The sequence below is a fragment of the Pseudomonas sp. BF-R-30 genome (assembly GCF_019956175.1).
GTDB lineage: Bacteria > Pseudomonadota > Gammaproteobacteria > Pseudomonadales > Pseudomonadaceae > Aquipseudomonas > Aquipseudomonas jessenii.
Genome location: NZ_JAHBDE010000017.1, coordinates 50,646 through 69,235, shown reverse-complemented (window position 1 = coordinate 69,235; position 18,590 = coordinate 50,646). Strand labels below are relative to the sequence as shown.

General features: G+C 58.7%; 15 protein-coding genes. All 15 read left to right on the top strand.

The features are described from left to right. Positions 1 to 10 precede the first annotated feature (10 nt). The 15 genes from flgJ to fliG all read left to right on the top strand — a co-directional run bounded on the left by flgJ (position 11) and on the right by fliG (position 18,588). Positions 11 to 1,294, top strand: coding sequence for a flagellar assembly peptidoglycan hydrolase FlgJ (gene flgJ / locus KGB20_RS11310; RefSeq protein ID WP_154860767.1), 1,284 nt, complete (start codon positions 11 to 13; stop codon positions 1,292 to 1,294). A 10-nt stretch (positions 1,295 to 1,304) separates the two neighbouring features. Continuing rightward, the gene (gene flgK, locus KGB20_RS11305; RefSeq protein ID WP_223532282.1) at positions 1,305 to 3,329 is read left to right on the top strand and encodes a flagellar hook-associated protein FlgK; all 2,025 of its coding nucleotides are present in this window, start codon (positions 1,305 to 1,307) and stop codon (positions 3,327 to 3,329) included. Positions 3,330 to 3,343: 14 nt separating this feature from the next. After that, positions 3,344 to 4,933 carry a flagellar hook-associated protein 3 gene (locus KGB20_RS11300; RefSeq protein WP_223532280.1) on the top strand — a complete coding sequence of 530 codons (1,590 nt, stop codon included), beginning with the start codon at positions 3,344 to 3,346 and terminating at the stop codon, positions 4,931 to 4,933. Positions 4,934 to 5,283: 350 nt separating this feature from the next. Continuing rightward, positions 5,284 to 6,210, top strand: coding sequence for a ketoacyl-ACP synthase III (locus KGB20_RS11295; RefSeq protein ID WP_223532278.1), 927 nt, complete (start codon positions 5,284 to 5,286; stop codon positions 6,208 to 6,210). Positions 6,211 to 6,452: 242 nt separating this feature from the next. After that, complete coding sequence (locus KGB20_RS11290; protein WP_223532276.1) at positions 6,453 to 8,165, top strand: flagellin; 1,713 nt, start codon at positions 6,453 to 6,455, stop codon at positions 8,163 to 8,165. 73 nt (positions 8,166 to 8,238) lie between these two features. Continuing rightward, complete coding sequence (locus KGB20_RS11285) at positions 8,239 to 8,583, top strand: flagellar protein FlaG (RefSeq protein ID WP_223532274.1); 345 nt, start codon at positions 8,239 to 8,241, stop codon at positions 8,581 to 8,583. An 81-nt stretch (positions 8,584 to 8,664) separates the two neighbouring features. Next, on the top strand, positions 8,665 to 10,029 hold the full coding sequence (gene fliD, locus KGB20_RS11280; protein WP_223532272.1) for a flagellar filament capping protein FliD: 1,365 nt from the start codon (positions 8,665 to 8,667) through the stop codon (positions 10,027 to 10,029). A gap of 109 nt (positions 10,030 to 10,138) precedes the next feature. Then, a complete protein-coding gene (fliS, locus tag KGB20_RS11275) occupies positions 10,139 to 10,528 on the top strand; it encodes a flagellar export chaperone FliS (protein ID WP_223532271.1) in 390 nt (129 codons plus the stop codon). A gap of 24 nt (positions 10,529 to 10,552) precedes the next feature. After that, entirely contained in the window at positions 10,553 to 10,849 is a 297-nt protein-coding gene (gene fliT, locus KGB20_RS11270) for a flagellar protein FliT (RefSeq protein ID WP_223532269.1), read from the top strand. A gap of 172 nt (positions 10,850 to 11,021) precedes the next feature. Then, complete coding sequence (locus tag KGB20_RS11265; protein ID WP_150813413.1) at positions 11,022 to 12,497, top strand: sigma-54 dependent transcriptional regulator; 1,476 nt, start codon at positions 11,022 to 11,024, stop codon at positions 12,495 to 12,497. Positions 12,498 to 12,626: 129 nt separating this feature from the next. Then, on the top strand, positions 12,627 to 13,820 hold the full coding sequence (locus KGB20_RS11260; RefSeq protein WP_223532288.1) for a sensor histidine kinase: 1,194 nt from the start codon (positions 12,627 to 12,629) through the stop codon (positions 13,818 to 13,820). Positions 13,821 to 13,825: 5 nt separating this feature from the next. Next, a complete protein-coding gene (locus tag KGB20_RS11255) occupies positions 13,826 to 15,211 on the top strand; it encodes a sigma-54-dependent transcriptional regulator (protein WP_223532267.1) in 1,386 nt (461 codons plus the stop codon). Between the two features lie 234 nt (positions 15,212 to 15,445). Then, positions 15,446 to 15,772 carry a flagellar hook-basal body complex protein FliE gene (fliE, locus tag KGB20_RS11250; protein ID WP_057715889.1) on the top strand — a complete coding sequence of 109 codons (327 nt, stop codon included), beginning with the start codon at positions 15,446 to 15,448 and terminating at the stop codon, positions 15,770 to 15,772. Between the two features lie 16 nt (positions 15,773 to 15,788). Then, positions 15,789 to 17,576, top strand: coding sequence for a flagellar basal-body MS-ring/collar protein FliF (gene fliF / locus KGB20_RS11245; RefSeq protein ID WP_150813416.1), 1,788 nt, complete (start codon positions 15,789 to 15,791; stop codon positions 17,574 to 17,576). Next, complete coding sequence (gene fliG, locus KGB20_RS11240) at positions 17,569 to 18,588, top strand: flagellar motor switch protein FliG (RefSeq protein ID WP_150813417.1); 1,020 nt, start codon at positions 17,569 to 17,571, stop codon at positions 18,586 to 18,588. The genes fliF and fliG overlap by 8 nt, the downstream gene beginning before the upstream one ends. The last annotated feature ends 2 nt before the right edge of the window (positions 18,589 to 18,590 follow it).

Genomic DNA, 18,590 nt, shown 5'->3' with positions numbered 1-18,590 from the left:
GACGGCCATCGTGGATATGCGCAAGAGCGGTCTGGTCAGCAGCAGCGATTCGGGCTCCTATTCGGACCTCAATCGCCTGAATCAGCTCAAGGTCGGCGACAAGAACAGCGACGGCAACATGCGCAAGGTGGCGCAGGAGTTCGAATCGCTGTTCCTCGGTGAGATGCTCAAGTCCATGCGCTCGGCAACCGAAGCGCTGGGACAGGACAATCCGATGAACACGCCGGCGGCCAAGCAGTACCAGGAAATGTACGACCAGCAACTGGCCGTTTCCATGTCCCGCGAGGGCGGTGGTATCGGTCTGGCGGACGTGCTGATGCGCCAGATGTCGAAGAACAAGCCATTGGCGCCGGGCGAGGCCGCTGCTGCATCGCTGGCCAGGCAAGAGGCTGCCAAGGCCGCCGTGCAAACGCCGGTGGCGGCGGGCACGGTTGCGGTCAATGGGCCGCTGTCGCGGGTCAATGGCCAGCGTCCATTGTGGGCTTCGCGATCGGTCCATGCGCCGCAAGAGGCGGGCGAGGGTGGTCATCGCAATGACATGGCTCTGATCAATCAGCGACGCCTGGCGTTGCCGCCGAAGCTGGCTGATCGTCTGTTGGCCGGGCTGGTGCCTTCGGCGACGGCCGCAGCCACGACGATCAACAAGACACCGTTGCCTGAGCGCGCGACAAGCACTGGCACCGGTCCTTTGTATAACGGCGACTGGCTGGCCAACGCGCAGCAAACCTCCGGTGGCGGTATGCAGATCTACGGTCGCGCCATGGCGCAGATTCCGCTGGCGCCGGCGAAGAAAGCCTTCGGTTCCGCCGACCAGTTCGTCAACACCATGTTGCCGATGGCCAAGGAAGCGGCGGCCCGCATTGGTGTCGATCCGCGTTACCTGGTGGCGCAGGCGGCCCTGGAAACCGGCTGGGGCAAGTCGGTCATGCGTGCTCAGGACGGCAGCAGCAGCCACAACCTGTTCGGCATCAAGGCCGGCAATAGTTGGCAGGGCAATTCGGCGCGGGCGATCACCAGCGAATTCAGGAACGGGCAGATGGTCAAGGAGACGGCGCAGTTCCGCTCCTACGACTCCTACAAGGACAGCTTCCACGACCTTGTAACGCTGCTGCAATCGAACAATCGCTATCAAGATGTCGTGAAGTCGGCCGATAACCCGGAACAGTTTGTACGCGAGTTGCAGAAGGCCGGTTACGCAACCGATCCGAACTACGCGAGCAAGATTTCGCAGATAGCCAAGCAGATGACGAGTTACCAGAACTACGCTGCGGCGGGCGTTTCAACGAATTTATAAGGTTTGAACCATGAGTTTGCTCAACATCGGAATGTCGGGTCTCAACGCCAGCCAAGTGTCGTTGGCTACCGTCGGCAACAACATTGCCAATGCCAACACCGCGGGCTACTCACGCCAGCAAACTACCCAGACCAGCAATGCGTCGAACCTGTATGGCGGTGTGTTTATCGGCAGCGGTACAACCCTGTCCGATGTGCGTCGGGTCTATAACGCCTATCTCGACAACCAGTTGCAAACCGCCACATCGCTGAGCAGTGATGCCAACGCCTACCTCGAGCAGGTGAGCCCGCTCGACAAACTCTTCTCCGACAAGACCACGGGGATCAGTGCGGTGTTGAGCAGCTTTTTCTCGTCGGTTCAGACGTCCGCCGGTACGCCGAGCGACACGGCTGCCCGGCAACTGCTGCTGACCAATGCGCAAACCTTAAGCAATCGTTTCAACGCCCTGGCGTCGCAAATGCGGCAGCAGAACGAAGGCATCAATAGTCAGTTGACGACGATGACCGAGAAGGTCAATCAGTTGACCTCATCGATTGCCTTGTTGAACCAGCAGATCTCCCAAGCCAGCAGCCCATCCGGCAGCGGCCCGAGCAACTTGCTCGATGCACGCAATGAAGCCGTCCGTACGCTAAACGAATTGGTCGGTGTTACGGTCCAGGAACAAAGCGGCAGTTACAACGTTTCCCTGGGGAATGGCCAGCCGTTGGTATTGGGCAACACGTCGAACACCCTCTCGACTGCCCGAATGGGAATCGACAAGAGCCAGCTGAGTGTCGTGGTCAACATGCCGTCTTCGGTCATTGACGTCACCTCCGTCATCAGCGGTGGCAAGATCGGTGGTCTGCTGCGTTATCGCGATGACGTGCTGGTTCCAGCGATGAATGACCTGGGGCGCACAGCCCTGGTGGTCGCCGACAAGATCAATAGCCAGTTGGGTCAGGGGCTCGATGCCAATGGCGAGTTTGGTGCGTCGCTATTCTCCAATATCAACAGTGCAACTGCGATCAGCCAGCGCAGCGTGGGGGCGTCGAGCAATAGCACCGGCTCGGGCAATCTCGACGTCACCATCACCAATTCCAGCGCGCTGACCACCTTCGATTACGCGGTGACCTTCACCGCGGCCGACAAGTACACGGTCAAGCGTTCCGACGGCAAGGACATGGGTTCTTTCGACCTGTCCCCGGCGGCAGAGATCGATGGCTTCAAACTGGGTCTGAACGGCGGTGGCCTCCAGGCGGGCGACTCGTTCAAGGTGATGCCGACTCGCAACGCAGCGGGTTCCATCACGACCCAGATGACCGACTCGAACAAACTGGCCTTTGCTGGCCCGCTGGTTGCGACCAGCAGTACGAGCAACGGCGGAACCGGTGCATTGAGCGCGCCGACGTTGTCGATTCCGATGGATATCTACGGCGGTGCCGATCTGGCCGACCTGCAAGCCGGCATCAAAAACTCCATGCCGGTGACGCTGACCTTCAAAGAGGCGGTGGGTGGGAGTCAAGCCTATGAAGTGTTCAACTCGAAAGGGCAGAGCATTGGCACGGGCACCATCGTGCCTGGCCAAAGCAATGACCTGACCATCAACGTGCCGATGCTTGACATGGCGGGCGCACCGGTCGCCGGCAAGTCGTTTTCGTTCAACACGACGGTCAGTGGGTCGCCGTCGAAGAATGACAAGTACGAAGTCGCGTTTAACGTGGATGGCAAGAAAGACAACCGCAACGCCAACGAACTGTTGGCGCTGCAAACCAAGGCAACGGTAGGTGTCACCGGTGGCAACGCCGGCATGAGCATGACCACCGCTTACAGTCGTCTGGTCGAGCAGGTGGGCGCCAAGGCTAGCCAGGCCCTGGGTGACACCACGGCCAGTGGAGCGATTCTGGCTCGGGCCAAATCCGAGGTTGCCTCGGTCTCCCAGGTCAACCTGGACGATGAGGCCGCCGACCTGGTCAAGTTCCAGCAGTACTACACCGCGTCGTCGCAGATCATCAAGGCCGCGCAAGAAACGTTCAGCACGCTGATCAACAGTCTTTAAGGGAGTCTTCGACGATGCGAATTTCTACAGCCCAGTACTTTGAGACGAGTGCGGCCAAGTACCAGAGTAATTTCTCCTCGATCGTCAAGACTCAGGAGCAGATCACGTCGGGCGTGCGGATCCAGAGTGCCGGTGATGATCCTGTGGGTGCTGCGCAGTTGCTGATGTTGCAGCAGCAGAAGGAGATGTTGGGGCAGTACAGCAACAACATGGGCAGTATCAAGAATTCGCTGATGAACGAAGAGAGCGTGCTCGATGGCGTCAACACGGCGCTGCAGCGTGCTCGCGAGTTGGCCCTGAGTGCCGGTGACGGCAGCAAGAGCGACGCCGACCGCCAGTCGATTGCCGAAGAGTTGGGTGAAATTGAAGCCAACGTGTTGAGTTTGCTCAACAGCAAGGATTCGGCAGGCAACTACATGTTTTCTGGCTCGAAAACCTCGACGCCGCCATACGTACGCAACAACGACGGCACCTACACTTATCAGGGTGACGATACCCAGTTGAGCCTGCAGGTGTCGGATACCTTGTCCATCGCCACCAATGACACCGGTAAAAGTGTCCTCGAATCGGCGATCAACTCTGGGCGTACCCAGGCCGTACTCGATCCGTCGAAACCTGACGACGGGACTGTTTCGGTATCGGCAGGGTTGTTGAAGTCGAGCGCGGCGTACACCAAGGACTTTGCTGCCGGAGAGCCCTACGAGCTGAAGTTCGTGGACAGTACGCACTACACCATCGCGGATAAGGACGGTAATGACGTCACTGCCGAGGTGTCCGGTAACGGTACTTTCGATTCGAAGAAAGAAGGTGGTTCGACCATCAGTCTGCGCGGTGTGGAGTTCGATATCACTCTGCGACTCAAGGCGCCTGTCGATCCGGTGACCAACCTGCCGATGACGCCCGACGCAGAGGTCAAGGACCATATTTTCTCATTGGGCACCAAGCCCGACACCTTCAATGCTTCCCGGACCCCGAGCAATGGCTCGACGGCTCAGATCACGGGTTCTGGTGTGACTGACCAGGCCGCCTACGTCAGCGGATTCCCCAACAGTGGCGTGGTCATAAAATTTACCGACGCCACCAATTACAAAGTGTATGCCCAGCCTATGGGTGCAGACAGCAAGCCGATCGCCGATGGTCTGTATGCAGGGGGATCGATCACGGTAGCGGGCGTGAAGCTCGATTTTACTGGCGCCCCCGGGCCGGATGATCAGTTCGTGGTGGGTGCCAGCAGCCATCAAACCCAGAGTGCTCTCGACACATTGAGTCAGTTGCGTCAGACGCTGGAAACGCCTTCCGATGGCAACGACCTGGCGCAGATCAAACTCAAGGATGCACTGAATTCGGCCGTCAGCAACCTGGCCAATGCCAGCGAACAGGTTCTGACAGTGCGCGGAGCGATAGGCGCACGTCTGAACTCGGTTGATATCCAGACCTCTGAAAACATCAGTCTGGGGCTGTCGAATAGCAGTACTCAGGCCGCTATTGGTAACACCGATGTAGCGACGGCCTCCATTGACCTGGCTTTTCAGCAATCGTTGTTGCAAGCCTCGCAACTGGCATTCGTGAAGATTGCCCAGTTGAGCCTGTTCAACAAGCTTTGATCCCCTTCGATTGCCGGTATCCATGATGCCGGCAACGCCTCGCCTGTCTGTAATTTGTTTTTCGACTCACTCACTGGTGTATTTTTCGTCATCCTTCAGGCGGTTGAGCGCTTGTTTGTGGCTGGAAGTTTGCCGCAAGCCACGCATAATGCGTGACCTGCGAGTCATAAAGCGCATCTTCACTGTATTGTGTCAAAAAGGATGGGCAGGGGGGTGACCCTTGTCGGGCGTATTTTCAGGGTTTCTGGAGCGTCTGTGCCGTATTTTTTTCGCTCGGTGAAATCCAGTATTGTCGTACCTCTCGGTCTTGCGAGCGGTGATCTCCAGCTATTTTGTATTGGGAAGCCACAATGATTGGCATAAAAAGCATTGCCAGCTACGTGCCAGCGAGCGGGCTGGATAACTATGCTCAAGGCGCGAAGTTCGAGAAGGATGAAGAATTCATCCTCGGGAAGATCGGTTCGGCGTTCCTGCCGCGCAAGGACGCTGAACAGGAAACCTCCGACCTGTGTGTCGAAGCGGCCAATGCGCTGTTCGCCAACAACCCACAGCTCGACCGTCAATCCATCGACGTGCTGATCGTCGTCACCCAGAACGGTGATGAAGAGGGCTTGCCGCACACCTCGGCCATCGTCCAGGACAAGCTCGGCCTGTCGACCAACGTCGCCGCTTTCGACATCTCCCTGGGTTGTTCCGGTTACGTTTACGGTATTTATGCGATCAAAGGCTTCATGGAGGCGGCAGGGCTAAAAAATGGCCTGCTGATCACCGCAGACCCCTATTCGAAAATCGTCGACCCGGAAGACCGCAATACCACCATGTTGTTCGGTGATGCCGCCACGGCTACCTGGATGGGTGAGGACGCTGTCTGGCAACTGGGCAAGGCCAAATTCGGCACTGACGGTTCTGGCGCACCGCACTTGAAGGTGACCGATGGTGTGTTTTTCATGAATGGACGTCAGGTGTTCAACTTTGCCTTGCTCAAAGTGCCAGCGCATTTGCACGAATTGCTCGATGAGTCCGGCCTCAAGTCTCAGGACATCGATGCCTTCTGCATTCACCAGGGCAGTGCGGCCATCGTCGATGCAGTGGCGCGCCGCTTTGAAAACGAGCCGGAGAAGTTCATCAAGGACATGGTCGAGACCGGTAACACCGTGTCGTCGAGCATTCCGTTGCTGCTGGAAAAACACATGTTCGACTCCAGCTGGAAGCGTGTGGCAATCAGTGGTTTCGGTGTGGGCCTGTCCTGGGGCTCGGCACTGATCCATCGACCCTGACGCGCCAGTTTAATAACGCCAAAAAAACGCCCATGGCCGAAAGGTCATGGGCGTTTTTGCATTCTGGGGGTGGTGAACTAAAGCCTTGAAATTCAAGGGGTGGCACGGTGCTAGTAAAAATATTCAAAAAAGCCCTCAAGCAACCTGCGTTCACGACGATAACTATTACGAAGGTTCTCTAGGCCATACCCGGCGGTTGCCAGGGCCGGAAGCCGCAGTACCCAACCAACGAGGAATTCGTCATGGCTTTATCTGTTAATACCAACATCACCTCCCTGGGCGTTCAGAAAAACCTGAACAAGGCTTCCGATGCCCTGAGCAACTCGATGAACCGTCTGTCTTCCGGCCTGAAAATCAACAGCGCTAAAGACGACGCAGCTGGCATGCAGATCGCCAACCGTCTGGGCAACCAGGTCAAAGGCTTGAACGTTGCAATCGCCAACGCCAACAACGGTGTATCGATCGCGCAGACCGCTGAAGGCGCGATGCAAGAATCCACCAACCTGCTGCAACGTCTGCGTGAGCTGGCCCTGCAGTCTGCGAACGGTGATAAAAGCGACGCTGACCGTGTTTCCCTGCAGCAGGAATTCACCGCCAAGGTGGGTGAGCTGACCCGTATTTCCAACACCACCACTTTCGGTGGTCGTAACCTGCTGGACGGTTCGTTCAGCAACGTAGGCTTCCAGATCGGTGCAAACGCCAACGAAACCATTTCGTTCGGCATGACCGACATCAGCGCCACTGGCCTGAAGGGTACCTACAGCGAAGCAAGCGTCAACAGCACTGCTTTGGCGGGTTTGAGCGCCACTGCAACTGGCTCGGTTCTGGATAAAAAAGCTACCGTAACAGGTGCAGCGAACACTGCCACTCTTGCTACCGACGCGTTCAGTATCAATGGTGTGGAGATCACTCTGACTGGTGCTGCTATTGGTGCTCCTGCAGGTGCGGATGGTTTGGCCGCAATCAACGCAAAAACTGCCCTTACCGGCGTTACAGCGACTGCCGGTGCTGGCGGTGTCTTGACCTTGACGTCGAAGTCGGACTTTACTCTTGCTGCTTCTTCTAACGGCGCTGCCACTAATGGTTTGGCCAGCCTGGGCTTGACAGCGGCTCCGACTACTGCGGTTACTAAAACAAACGCGACCACCATGGATGCTGTTGGTGGTATCACGGTAAATGGCGCGGCAGTATCGTGGGCGGCAACCGACACACTGGGAACTGTCCTGGGCGCTATTGCTGCACAGGCAGGCACAGGCGCTACAGCCGCTATCGTTGACGGCCGTGTGAAAGTGACCTCGGGTGACGGTGAAGACATCAAGCTGGCCAACACCGCTAGCGGCTCGCTGTCCCAGCTGGGTCTGTCGGCTGGCACTTCCCAGGCTAAGCTGACTGCTGATACTTCCATCGACCTGAACGGCGTAGAAGTTAAATTCAAGAAAGGCGACACCAGCGACGCGATCGTTGCGTCGATCAACAGCGCCAGCACCGGCGTGAACGCCAGCAAAAACGCTGACGGCACCCTGAACCTGTTTGCAGACAAAGACATCACAGTCAAGGACGGTAGCGCGGGCACTGGTCTGGCCGCACTGGGGCTGACCACTGTTTCCGCTGCTGGTACCAAGGCTGCAGTTACCATGGAAACCACCGTTTCCGACCTGAGCATCCTGACCAATGCTGCTTCTCAGCAAGCAGTTCAAGCTCTCGACGGCGCCCTGCAGCAGATCGACAGCCAGCGCTCCCAGCTGGGTGCGGTACAAAACCGTTTCGCCAGCACCGTAGCCAACCTGCAGAGCATTTCGCAGAACTCCACCGCCGCTAAAGGCCGTGTAGAAGACGCTGACTTCGCTTCTGAAGCGGCTGAGCTGACCAAGCAACAAACCCTGCAACAGGCTTCCACCGCGATCCTGTCCCAGGCTAACCAGCTGCCATCCGCTGTTCTGAAGCTGCTTCAGTAATCTCGGTATCGGTTGAATAACGGAAGGGCGCGTTTACGTGCCCTTTCGTTTTTTTCAGTTTGGAGGTGATGACATGGATATGAGCATTAAGCTGAACGCGCATTACCCTGCTGGCACAACCCAGGTCGGCAGCTCTTCTACACCTCAGGCGCAGCCCCCGGTCAAGCAAGAACCGGCTGTGGCTGACGAGTCCCAGCGAGTAGCACTGGAAAAGGCTGTAACCGATATTCGCGAGTTCGTTCAATCGACCCAGCGCAACCTCGATTTCTCCATCGATGACTCGACCGGCATAGTCGTGGTCAAGGTGGTTGCCACCGAAAGTGGCGAAGTGATCCGACAGATTCCGTCGGAGACGGCGCTCAAGCTTGCGCAAAATCTGAGTGATGTCAGCAGCCTGTTGTTCGATTCCAAGGCCTGAGCTGGCATGAAATGTGTTTCTGACTGCCGCTACGGCAGTATTCGCCAATAAAGCGGCAGCCACAGGACAAGGAGAACACCCATGGCGAGTTCAACGATTTCCGGCCCGGGTTCGGGCTACGACACCCAAGCCATCGTCAAGGCATTGGTAGGGGCTGAAAAGGCGCCTAAACAAGCCCAGATTACCGATCAGCAAAAAGACACGACCATCAAATTGTCGGCTGTCGGCTCGGTGAAGGGTGCGCTGGAAGCTTACCAGGCGGCAATCGCCAAGTTGAACAACGTGGCCGCGTTCAACGGCCTGGCTGCTACTTCGTCCGAAGATAAAAATGTCAAAGTCACCCTGGGTGATGGCGCCTCCAGCGGCAAGTACGTGGTGGTCGTCAACGAGCTGGCGACGTCGTCGAAAGTCACCAGCAAGGTGTTCGCGGGTGGGGCTTCGGGTTCTGCCAACTCCACCGATGAAGCCCAGACCTTGACCATCAACCAGTCAGGCAAGAGCTACGACGTGCTGGTGCCTGGTGGTGCGACCCTGCAGGAAGTGCGTGAGTCGATCAACACCCAGCTCTCGGCCCAGGGCATCAGTGCCAACGTCTTGAGCGATTCGAATGGCGCGCGTCTGGTGATTGGCTCGAATACCACGGGCGTGGACACCGATATCACTCTCAGTGGTGACTCGGAACTGACCCAGGGTTATGACAAGGGGGCGCCAGCGCAAAATGCCAAATACACCATCGACGGTATCGCGATGGAGTCCACCAGCAACAAAGTCACTTCCGCCATCAGCGGCGTGACTCTGGATCTGTTGGCCAAGGACAAGGACAAACCAGTCACTATCACCGTGTCGAGCAACACCGACACGCTGAAAACCTCGGTCCAGTCCTTCGTCACGGCCTATAACGCGCTGATGACCAGCATCAATACCCAGACCAAGGTCACCGCCACCGGCGACGCATCGACCACCACCGCGGGCGCCTTGACCGGTGATGCCTCGATGCGTCAGCTGGTCAACAATCTGCGTAGCGAGCTGGTGAACAGTTCGGGCTCGGGCGCCATGAGCAGCCTGGCACAGATGGGCATTACCACCGACCAGAAAACCGGTCTGCTGAGCCTGGATGACAAGGTATGGGACAAGGCTGTGGTCAAGGGTGCCAGTGATATTGCCAAGATGTTTACCGGTGATACTGGCCTGGTGACTCGCATGACCAAGGCGACTGCCTCGTATGTCGGTACGACCGGCTCGCTGGCTGGCCGGGTGACAGACCTCAACGAAAAGTTGACCGACCTCACCACCCAGCAGGCAGATCTGGATCGGCGGATGGAGAGCTTGCAGAAAACCTTGTCCGCCAAGTACACGGCGATGGACACTCTGATCGCCCAGCTCAACGCCAGCAGCTCCAGCATCATGACCACCCTCAACTCGCTGAATAATCCGAAATCGGATTAATGGTGGGTGGTGACATGGGTCTGTGGGCACGGATTAAAGTTTTACGTGACGCAGTCGACAAACTTGATATAGAGAAATGTCCGACTGCGGCCGGTAACGAGGTAGTAACATGAATCCAATGAAAGCCCTTCGTGCGTACCAGAAGGTCAATTCCCACGCGCAGATCTCCGAGGCCAGCCCTCATCGTCTGATCCAGATGCTGTATGAAGGCGGCCTTGATCGTCTGGCTCAAGCCAAAGGTGCGATCGCTCGCGGTGATATCGCGCAAAAGTGCCTGATGATCACCAAGGCAATCGACATCATCACAGGCCTGCGCCAGGGCCTGCATGAAGAGAAGGCAGAAGATCCGGCCGCGATTCAGCAACTGGACAGTTTGTATGAGTACATGAACTCCCAACTGCTGAAGGCAAACGTCAGCAGCGATCCAGAAATGATCGACGAAGTCGTCCGCCTGCTGACCACGTTGAAAAGTGGTTGGGACGCGATTGCGCCGCAATAGGCCTGAAGGTCTGAGGGTGATGCCATGAGCCAAGCACTGCAACGGATCGAACAAACCCGCGAAGCGCTGATCGATGCGCTGGCCGAACGTAACTGGGATGCAATCGGCGAACTGGATTCAGCCTGCCGCGAGTGCGTCGACGAGGTGCTCAGCGAAGCACCCATCGACGAAGAAGTGCTGCGCACCCATCTGGAGAGCCTGCTGGCGGTGTACAAGGATTTATTGACGGTGACGATGGGCGAGCGTCAGGTAATTGTTGATGAGATGTCGCAGATCAAACAGGCGACGAGTGCCGCAAAGGTTTACCATCTGTTTGGTTAATTAATATCTGCTTAATCCAGGCAAATCGCGCCATAAATTTGACTGTGAACGGTTTTTTGACTTAACTAGTGGCTGGTTCCAGATTTCAGTCGTCTTCAGGCATACAAGGCCTGCAAGCGTCTAGCTTGCCCCAGCATTTGGGCATTGAGTTGACTAGGGAAGTTGCTATTGCATGTGGCGTGAAACCAAAATTCTGCTGATTGATGACGATAGCGTCCGCCGCCGCGACCTGGCGGTGATTTTGAATTTTCTCGGCGAAGAAAATTTACCCTGCGGTAGCCATGACTGGCAGCAGGCTGTCGGCTCTTTGTCGTCAAGTCGTGAAGTAATCTGTGTCCTTATCGGGACGGTCAATGCTCCTGGTGCACTTCTGGGCTTGCTTAAGACACTCTCGACCTGGGATGAGTTCCTTCCGGTTTTGCTGATGGGCGAAAATTCTTCCATTGACCTGCCGGAAGACCAGCGTCGGCGAGTGCTTTCGACCCTCGAAATGCCGCCCAGCTATAGCAAATTGCTCGATTCGCTGCACCGTGCCCAGGTCTATCGCGAGATGTACGACCAGGCCCGCGAGCGCGGTCGTCATCGCGAACCCAATCTTTTCCGCAGTCTTGTCGGCACCAGCCGGGCGATTCAACACGTCCGCCAGATGATGCAGCAAGTCGCCGACACCGATGCCAGTGTGCTGATCCTCGGTGAGTCCGGCACCGGCAAAGAAGTGGTTGCGCGCAACCTGCATTACCATTCCAAGCGCCGCGAAGCGCCGTTCGTGCCGGTCAACTGCGGGGCGATCCCGGCCGAGTTGCTGGAAAGCGAATTGTTCGGCCATGAGAAGGGCGCCTTCACCGGGGCGATCACCAGTCGCGCCGGTCGATTCGAGCTGGCCAACGGCGGCACTCTGTTCCTCGATGAAATCGGTGACATGCCGCTGCCGATGCAGGTCAAGTTGTTGCGCGTGTTGCAGGAGCGCACCTTCGAGCGCGTGGGCAGCAACAAGACCCAGAGCGTCGACGTGCGCATCATCGCGGCGACCCACAAGAATCTCGAAAGCATGATCGAGATCGGCACCTTCCGCGAAGACCTGTACTATCGCCTGAATGTGTTCCCGATCGAGATGGCGCCGCTGCGTGAGCGCGTCGAAGACATTCCCCTGCTGATGAACGAGCTGATCTCGCGCATGGAGCACGAGAAGCGCGGTTCGATCCGTTTCAACTCGGCGGCCATCATGTCGCTGTGTCGTCATGGATGGCCGGGCAACGTCCGCGAATTGGCCAACCTGGTGGAGCGCATGGCGATCATGCATCCATACGGCGTGATCGGCGTGGTCGAGTTGCCGAAGAAATTCCGCTACGTCGACGATGAAGACGAGCAAATGGTCGACAGCCTGCGCAGCGATCTGGAAGAGCGCGTGGCCATCAACGGCCATACCCAGGACTTTACCGCCAATGCCATGTTGCCTCCGGAAGGTCTGGACCTGAAGGACTATCTCGGTGGTCTGGAGCAGGGGCTGATCCAGCAGGCGCTGGATGATGCCAACGGCATTGTGGCGCGCGCGGCCGAGCGCCTGCGTATTCGTCGTACCACGCTGGTGGAAAAGATGCGCAAGTACGGCATGAGCCGTCGTGATGGAGACGAGCAGGCGGATGATTGACGCCTGTTTTTTCAACTCGTTCATTTATAAGAAGTTTTTTTTAGGCACGGGTATTGCTACGTCCCTCGCAACGTTCCGTTTCACTGACGGTCAGCCAAGCGAGATTGCACGATGCCCCAAGCCGCCCAGATGTCTCCTGTCCTTGATGCTTCGGGACAACCGTCGTCCGTAGAGCTGGCGAGCCGGCTTGGCCTTGAGCAGGCATTTTCGCTGTTCAACCAGATGTCCAGTCAGTTGACCGACTCCTACAGCATGCTTGAAGCCCGGGTAACCGAGCTCAAGGGTGAATTGGCAGTGGTCAGTGCCCAGCGCATGCAGGAGCTGGCGGAAAAAGAACGCCTGGCCAACCGCCTGCAAAACCTCCTTGATCTCTTACCCGGCGGAGTCATCGTCATTGACGCCCAGGGCATCGTGCGCGAAGCCAATCCGGCGGCGTGCGAGTTGCTGGGGTTGCCGCTGGAAGGTGAATTGTGGCGCCACGTCATTGCCCGCTGTTTTGCGCCGCGCGAAGACGATGGTCATGAAGTCTCCCTCAAGGATGGTCGGCGCCTGTCGATCGCCACGCGCTCGCTGGACGCCGAGCCTGGCCAGTTGGTGTTGCTCAACGACCTGACTGAAACCCGTCACCTGCAGGATCAACTGGCCCGACATGAGCGGCTGTCGTCGCTGGGGCGCATGGTTGCTTCGTTGGCGCATCAGATACGCACGCCGTTGTCCGCCGCGTTGCTGTATGCCAGTCATTTGACCGAGCAAGAGCTACCGGTCGCTACCCAGCAGCGCTTTGCCGGGCGCCTCAAGGAGCGCCTGCACGAGCTGGAGCACCAGGTGCGCGACATGCTGGTTTTCGCCCGGGGCGAGTTGCCGCTGACTGACCGCGTGACGCCCGGTCAGCTGATGCAATCGTTGCAAGCGGCGGCGCTGACCCACGTTCAGGATCTGCCGATCCGCTGGCAGTGCGACAGTCATTCGGGGGAGTTGCTGTGCAATCGCGACACCCTGGTCGGTGCGATCCTCAATCTGATCGAGAACGCCATTCAGTCCAGTGCCGGTCCATTGCGCCTCAAGATTCACCTCTACACCCGCGGCAATTACCTGCGCCTGTGCGTCAGCGACAGTGGCTCCGGTATCGATGCCGCCGTTCTGGCGCGATTGGGCGAACCCTTTTTTACCACCAAGGCCACCGGTACAGGTCTTGGCCTGACCGTGGTCAAGGCAGTGGCGCGTGCTCATCAGGGACAATTGCAGTTGCGCTCGCGACTCGGTCGCGGCACTTGCGCGCAGGTTATCCTGCCGTTGTTCAGCAGCGCTCAAGGAGCGGAGTGACACAGATGGGTATCAAGGTTCTGCTGGTCGAGGACGACCGTGCGTTGCGCGAGGCGCTGGCCGATACGCTATTGCTCGCGGGGCACGATTACAAGGCGGTGGGTTCGGCAGAGGAGGCGTTGTTTGCCGTCGGCGGCGAGGCCTTCAGCCTGGTGATCAGCGACGTCAACATGCCGGGTATGGACGGCCACCAGTTGCTGGGCCTGTTGCGAGCGCGGCAGCCGCAATTGCCGGTGTTGCTGATGACGGCTCACGGCGCGGTCGAGCGTGCGGTCGATGCGATGCGCCAAGGTGCGGTGGACTATCTGGTCAAACCTTTCGAGCCCAGGGCGTTGCTCGATCTGGTGGGGCGTCATGCCCTGGGCAGTCTCGGCCTGGCTGAGGGTGAAGGGCCGATAGCATTCGAGCCGGCGAGCGCGCAGTTGCTCGAATTGGCAGCGCGGGTCGCACGCAGCGATTCCACGGTGTTGATCTCGGGTGAGTCGGGCACGGGCAAGGAAGTGCTGGCGCGCTACATCCATCAGCATTCTCATCGCGCCAATCAGCCATTTATTGCGATCAACTGTGCGGCGATCCCGGACAACATGCTCGAAGCGACCTTGTTCGGGCACGAGAAGGGCTCCTTCACCGGTGCCATTGCCGCGCAAGCCGGCAAGTTCGAGCAGGCCGACGGCGGCACCATTCTGCTCGACGAAATTTCCGAAATGCCCCTGGGGCTCCAGGCCAAACTACTGCGCGTACTGCAAGAGCGTGAGGTCGAAAGGGTTGGGGCGCGCAAGCCGATCACGCTGGACATTCGCGTGGTCGCCACCACCAATCGTGACCTTGCGGGTGAGGTGGCGGCGGGGCGCTTCCGCGAAGACCTTTACTATCGCCTGTCGGTGTTTCCCCTGGCCTGGCGTCCGTTGCGCGAGCGCACCGCCGACATCCTGCCGCTGGCCGAGCGTCTGCTGGCCAGACACGTCAATAAAATGAAGCATTCACCGGCCAGATTGTCCCCCGAGGCCAAGGCGTGCCTGATCGCTTATCCGTGGCCGGGTAACGTGCGTGAGCTGGACAACGCGATTCAGCGTGCGTTGATTCTGCAGCAGGGTGGCTTGATCCAGCCGCAGGATTTCTGCCTGGCCGGGCCGGTGGCTTGTGCGCCACTGCCAGCGTTGGCGCAGGCGCCGGTGCGTCCTGTGGAAGTCGAGGCCGAGTCGGCCGGTGCGCTGGGCGATGATCTGCGTCGCCGAGAATTCCAGATGATCATCGATACCCTGCGCGCCGAACGCGGTCGTCGCAAAGAGGCGGCCGAGCGCCTGGGTATCAGCCCGCGGACCCTGCGCTACAAGCTGGCGCAAATGCGCGATGCCGGCATGGATGTGGAAGCCTATCTGTTCGCCACCTGATCCTGTTCCTGTAGGAGCGAGCTCTGCTCGCGATGGTCGTTAACGATAATGCGGGGCGTCAGGATAAACGCGGCGTTCTTCAGTTCATCGCGAGCAAGCTCGCTCCTGCAGTGGCTAGCGGCGATGAGAAGGGCTTTTGTGAAACAAGGCCATGGAGCTGGCACCCTTGTTGCTAACACCTCATGACCCGCTGAGTGAGTGTCAAAAAATTGCGGGTCGTCAAAGAGAGAAACCATGAGCCAAGGTATTGAATTCAATCGGTTGATGCTGGATATGCGCGCCATGCAAATGGATGCCATGTCTGCGCCGAAATCGACTGCCGTTCCTGAAGTGTCGGGCAGCAGCTTTTCCGACATGCTCGGTCAGGCCGTCAATAAAGTGAACGACACCCAACAGGCTTCCACGCAGTTGGCCAGTGCGTTCGAAATCGGCAAAAGCGGCGTCGATCTTACAGACGTGATGATCTCATCGCAGAAAGCCAGCGTGTCCTTCCAGGCATTGACCCAGGTGCGCAACAAACTGGTTCAGGCCTACCAAGACATCATGCAGATGCCGGTTTAAAGGACGAGATTGAGTCATGGCAGAAGCAGTCGCCGATAACGTTCCGGCCAAGGCCACTCCAATAGACGGCAAACCGCCGTTGTTCGGGTTGTCCTTCCTGGAAAACCTCTCCGAGATGACCATGTTGCGTCAGGTGGGCCTGTTGGTCGGCCTGGCGGCGAGCGTGGCGATTGGTTTTGCCGTGGTGTTGTGGTCCCAGCAACCGGACTACCGGCCTCTGTACGGCAGCCTTGCCGGCATGGACGCCAAGCAGGTCATGGATACCCTGGCCTCCGCCGATATCCCGTACACCGTCGAACCCAATTCCGGTGCCTTGCTGGTCAAGGCCGATGACCTGTCCCGAGCGCGGCTCAAGCTCGCGGCCGCTGGTGTCACTCCCAGCGACGGCAACATCGGTTTTGAAATTCTCGACAAGGAGCAGGGGCTTGGCACCAGCCAGTTCATGGAAGCGACCCGCTACCGTCGCGGCCTCGAAGGCGAACTGGCCCGCACCATTTCCAGCCTCAACAACGTCAAGGGTGCTCGTGTGCACCTGGCGATCCCGAAAAGTTCGGTGTTCGTGCGCGACGAGCGCAAGCCGAGCGCTTCGGTTCTGGTTGAACTCTATTCCGGTCGCTCCCTCGAGCCAGGCCAGGTCGTGGCCATCATCAATCTGGTAGCGACCAGCGTTCCCGAACTCAGCAAATCGCAGATCACCGTGGTCGACCAGAAGGGCAACCTGCTCTCCGATCAGGCGGAAAACTCCGAACTGACCATGGCTGGCAAGCAGTTCGACTACAGCCGTCGCATGGAAAGCATGCTCACTCAGCGCGTGCACAACATCCTGCAGCCAGTGCTGGGCAACGACCGTTACAAGGCCGAAGTCTCGGCCGACGTGGATTTCAGTGCGGTCGAATCGACTTCCGAGCAATTCAACCCGGATCAACCGGCGTTGCGCAGCGAGCAGTCGGTCAACGAACAACGTACCGCCAGCAATGGCCCGCAAGGTGTGCCGGGTGCCTTGAGCAACCAGCCTCCAGCGCCGGCCTCCGCACCGCAAACCACCGGCGGCACTCCGGGGGCAGCCGGCATGGTGCAGCCGGGCCAGCCGCTGGTTGATGCCAATGGCCAGCAAATCATGGACCCTGCCACCGGCCAGCCGATGCTCGCTCCGTACCCGGCGGACAAGCGTCAACAATCGACCAAGAACTTCGAACTCGACCGATCCATCAGCCACACCAAGCAGCAACAGGGCCGGTTGAATCGCCTGTCGGTGTCGGTGGTGGTCGATGATCAGGTCAAGATCAACCCGGCCAACGGCGAAACCACCCGTGCGCCATGGAGCGCCGATGAACTTGCGCGCTTCACGCGTCTGGTTCAGGACGCGGTCGGCTTCGATGCCAGCCGTGGTGACAGCGTCAGCGTGATCAACATGCCGTTCTCCGCCGAGCGCGGTGAAGTGATTGCCGAAATTCCGTTCTACTCCCAGCCGTGGTTCTGGGACATCGTCAAGCAAGTGCTGGGTGTGCTGTTCATTCTGGTGCTGGTGTTCGGTGTGCTGCGTCCGGTGCTCAACAACATCACCGGTGGTGGCAAGGGCAAGCAGCTGGCCGGTATCGGCAGCGACGTCGAGTTGGGTGGCATGGGCGGTCTGGATGGCGAACTGGCCAACGACCGTGTCAGCCTCGGTGGCCCGACCAGCATCCTGTTGCCGAGCCCGAGCGAAGGCTATGACGCTCAGTTGAACGCAATCAAGAGTCTGGTGGCAGAAGACCCGGGTCGTGTGGCCCAGGTCGTGAAAGAGTGGATTAACGCAGATGAGTGATAACCGAGCCGTTGCCGCCAAACTGTCCAAGGTCGACAAAGCCGCAATCCTGTTGCTGTCCCTGGGGTCCACCGACGCTGCCCAGGTGCTGCGCCACATGGGCCCCAAAGAGGTTCAGCGCGTGGGTGTGGCCATGGCCCAGATGGGTAATGTGCACCGCGAGCAGGTCGAACAGGTGATGAGCGAGTTCGTCGATATCGTCGGCGACCAGACCAGCCTGGGCGTCGGCTCCGACGACTATGTGCGCAAGATGCTCACCCAGGCCCTGGGCGAAGACAAGGCCAACGGCCTGATCGACCGCATCCTGCTCGGTGGCAACACCAGCGGCCTCGACAGCCTGAAGTGGATGGAACCGCGCGCCGTCGCCGACGTGATCCGTTACGAGCACCCGCAGATCCAGGCGATCGTGGTGGCGTATCTCGATCCGGACCAGGCCGGTGAAGTGCTCGGTAACTTCGACCACAAGGCGCGACTGGACATCATCCTGCGGGTTTCCTCGCTGAACACCGTACAGCCAGCGGCCCTGAAAGAACTCAACCAGATTCTCGAGAAGCAGTTCTCCGGCAACTCGAATGCCTCTCGCACCAACCTGGGTGGTATCAAGCGTGCTGCGGACATCATGAACTTCCTCGACAGCTCGATCGAAGGCCAGCTCATGGACTCGATCCGCGAAGTCGACGAAGACCTGTCCGGTCAGATCGAAGACCTCATGTTCGTGTTCAACAACCTGGCCGATGTCGACGACCGCGGGATTCAGGCGCTGCTGCGCGAGGTGTCCTCCGATGTGCTGGTGCTGGCCCTCAAGGGGTCGGACGAAGGCGTCAAGGAGAAGATCTTCAAGAACATGTCCAAGCGTGCGGCCGAACTGTTGCGCGACGACCTGGAAGCCAAGGGCCCGGTACGCGTCAGCGACGTGGAAACCGCGCAGAAGGAAATCCTCACCATCGCCCGCCGTATGGCCGAAGCCGGGGAAATCGTTCTCGGCGGCAAGGGCGGCGAGGAAATGATCTAACA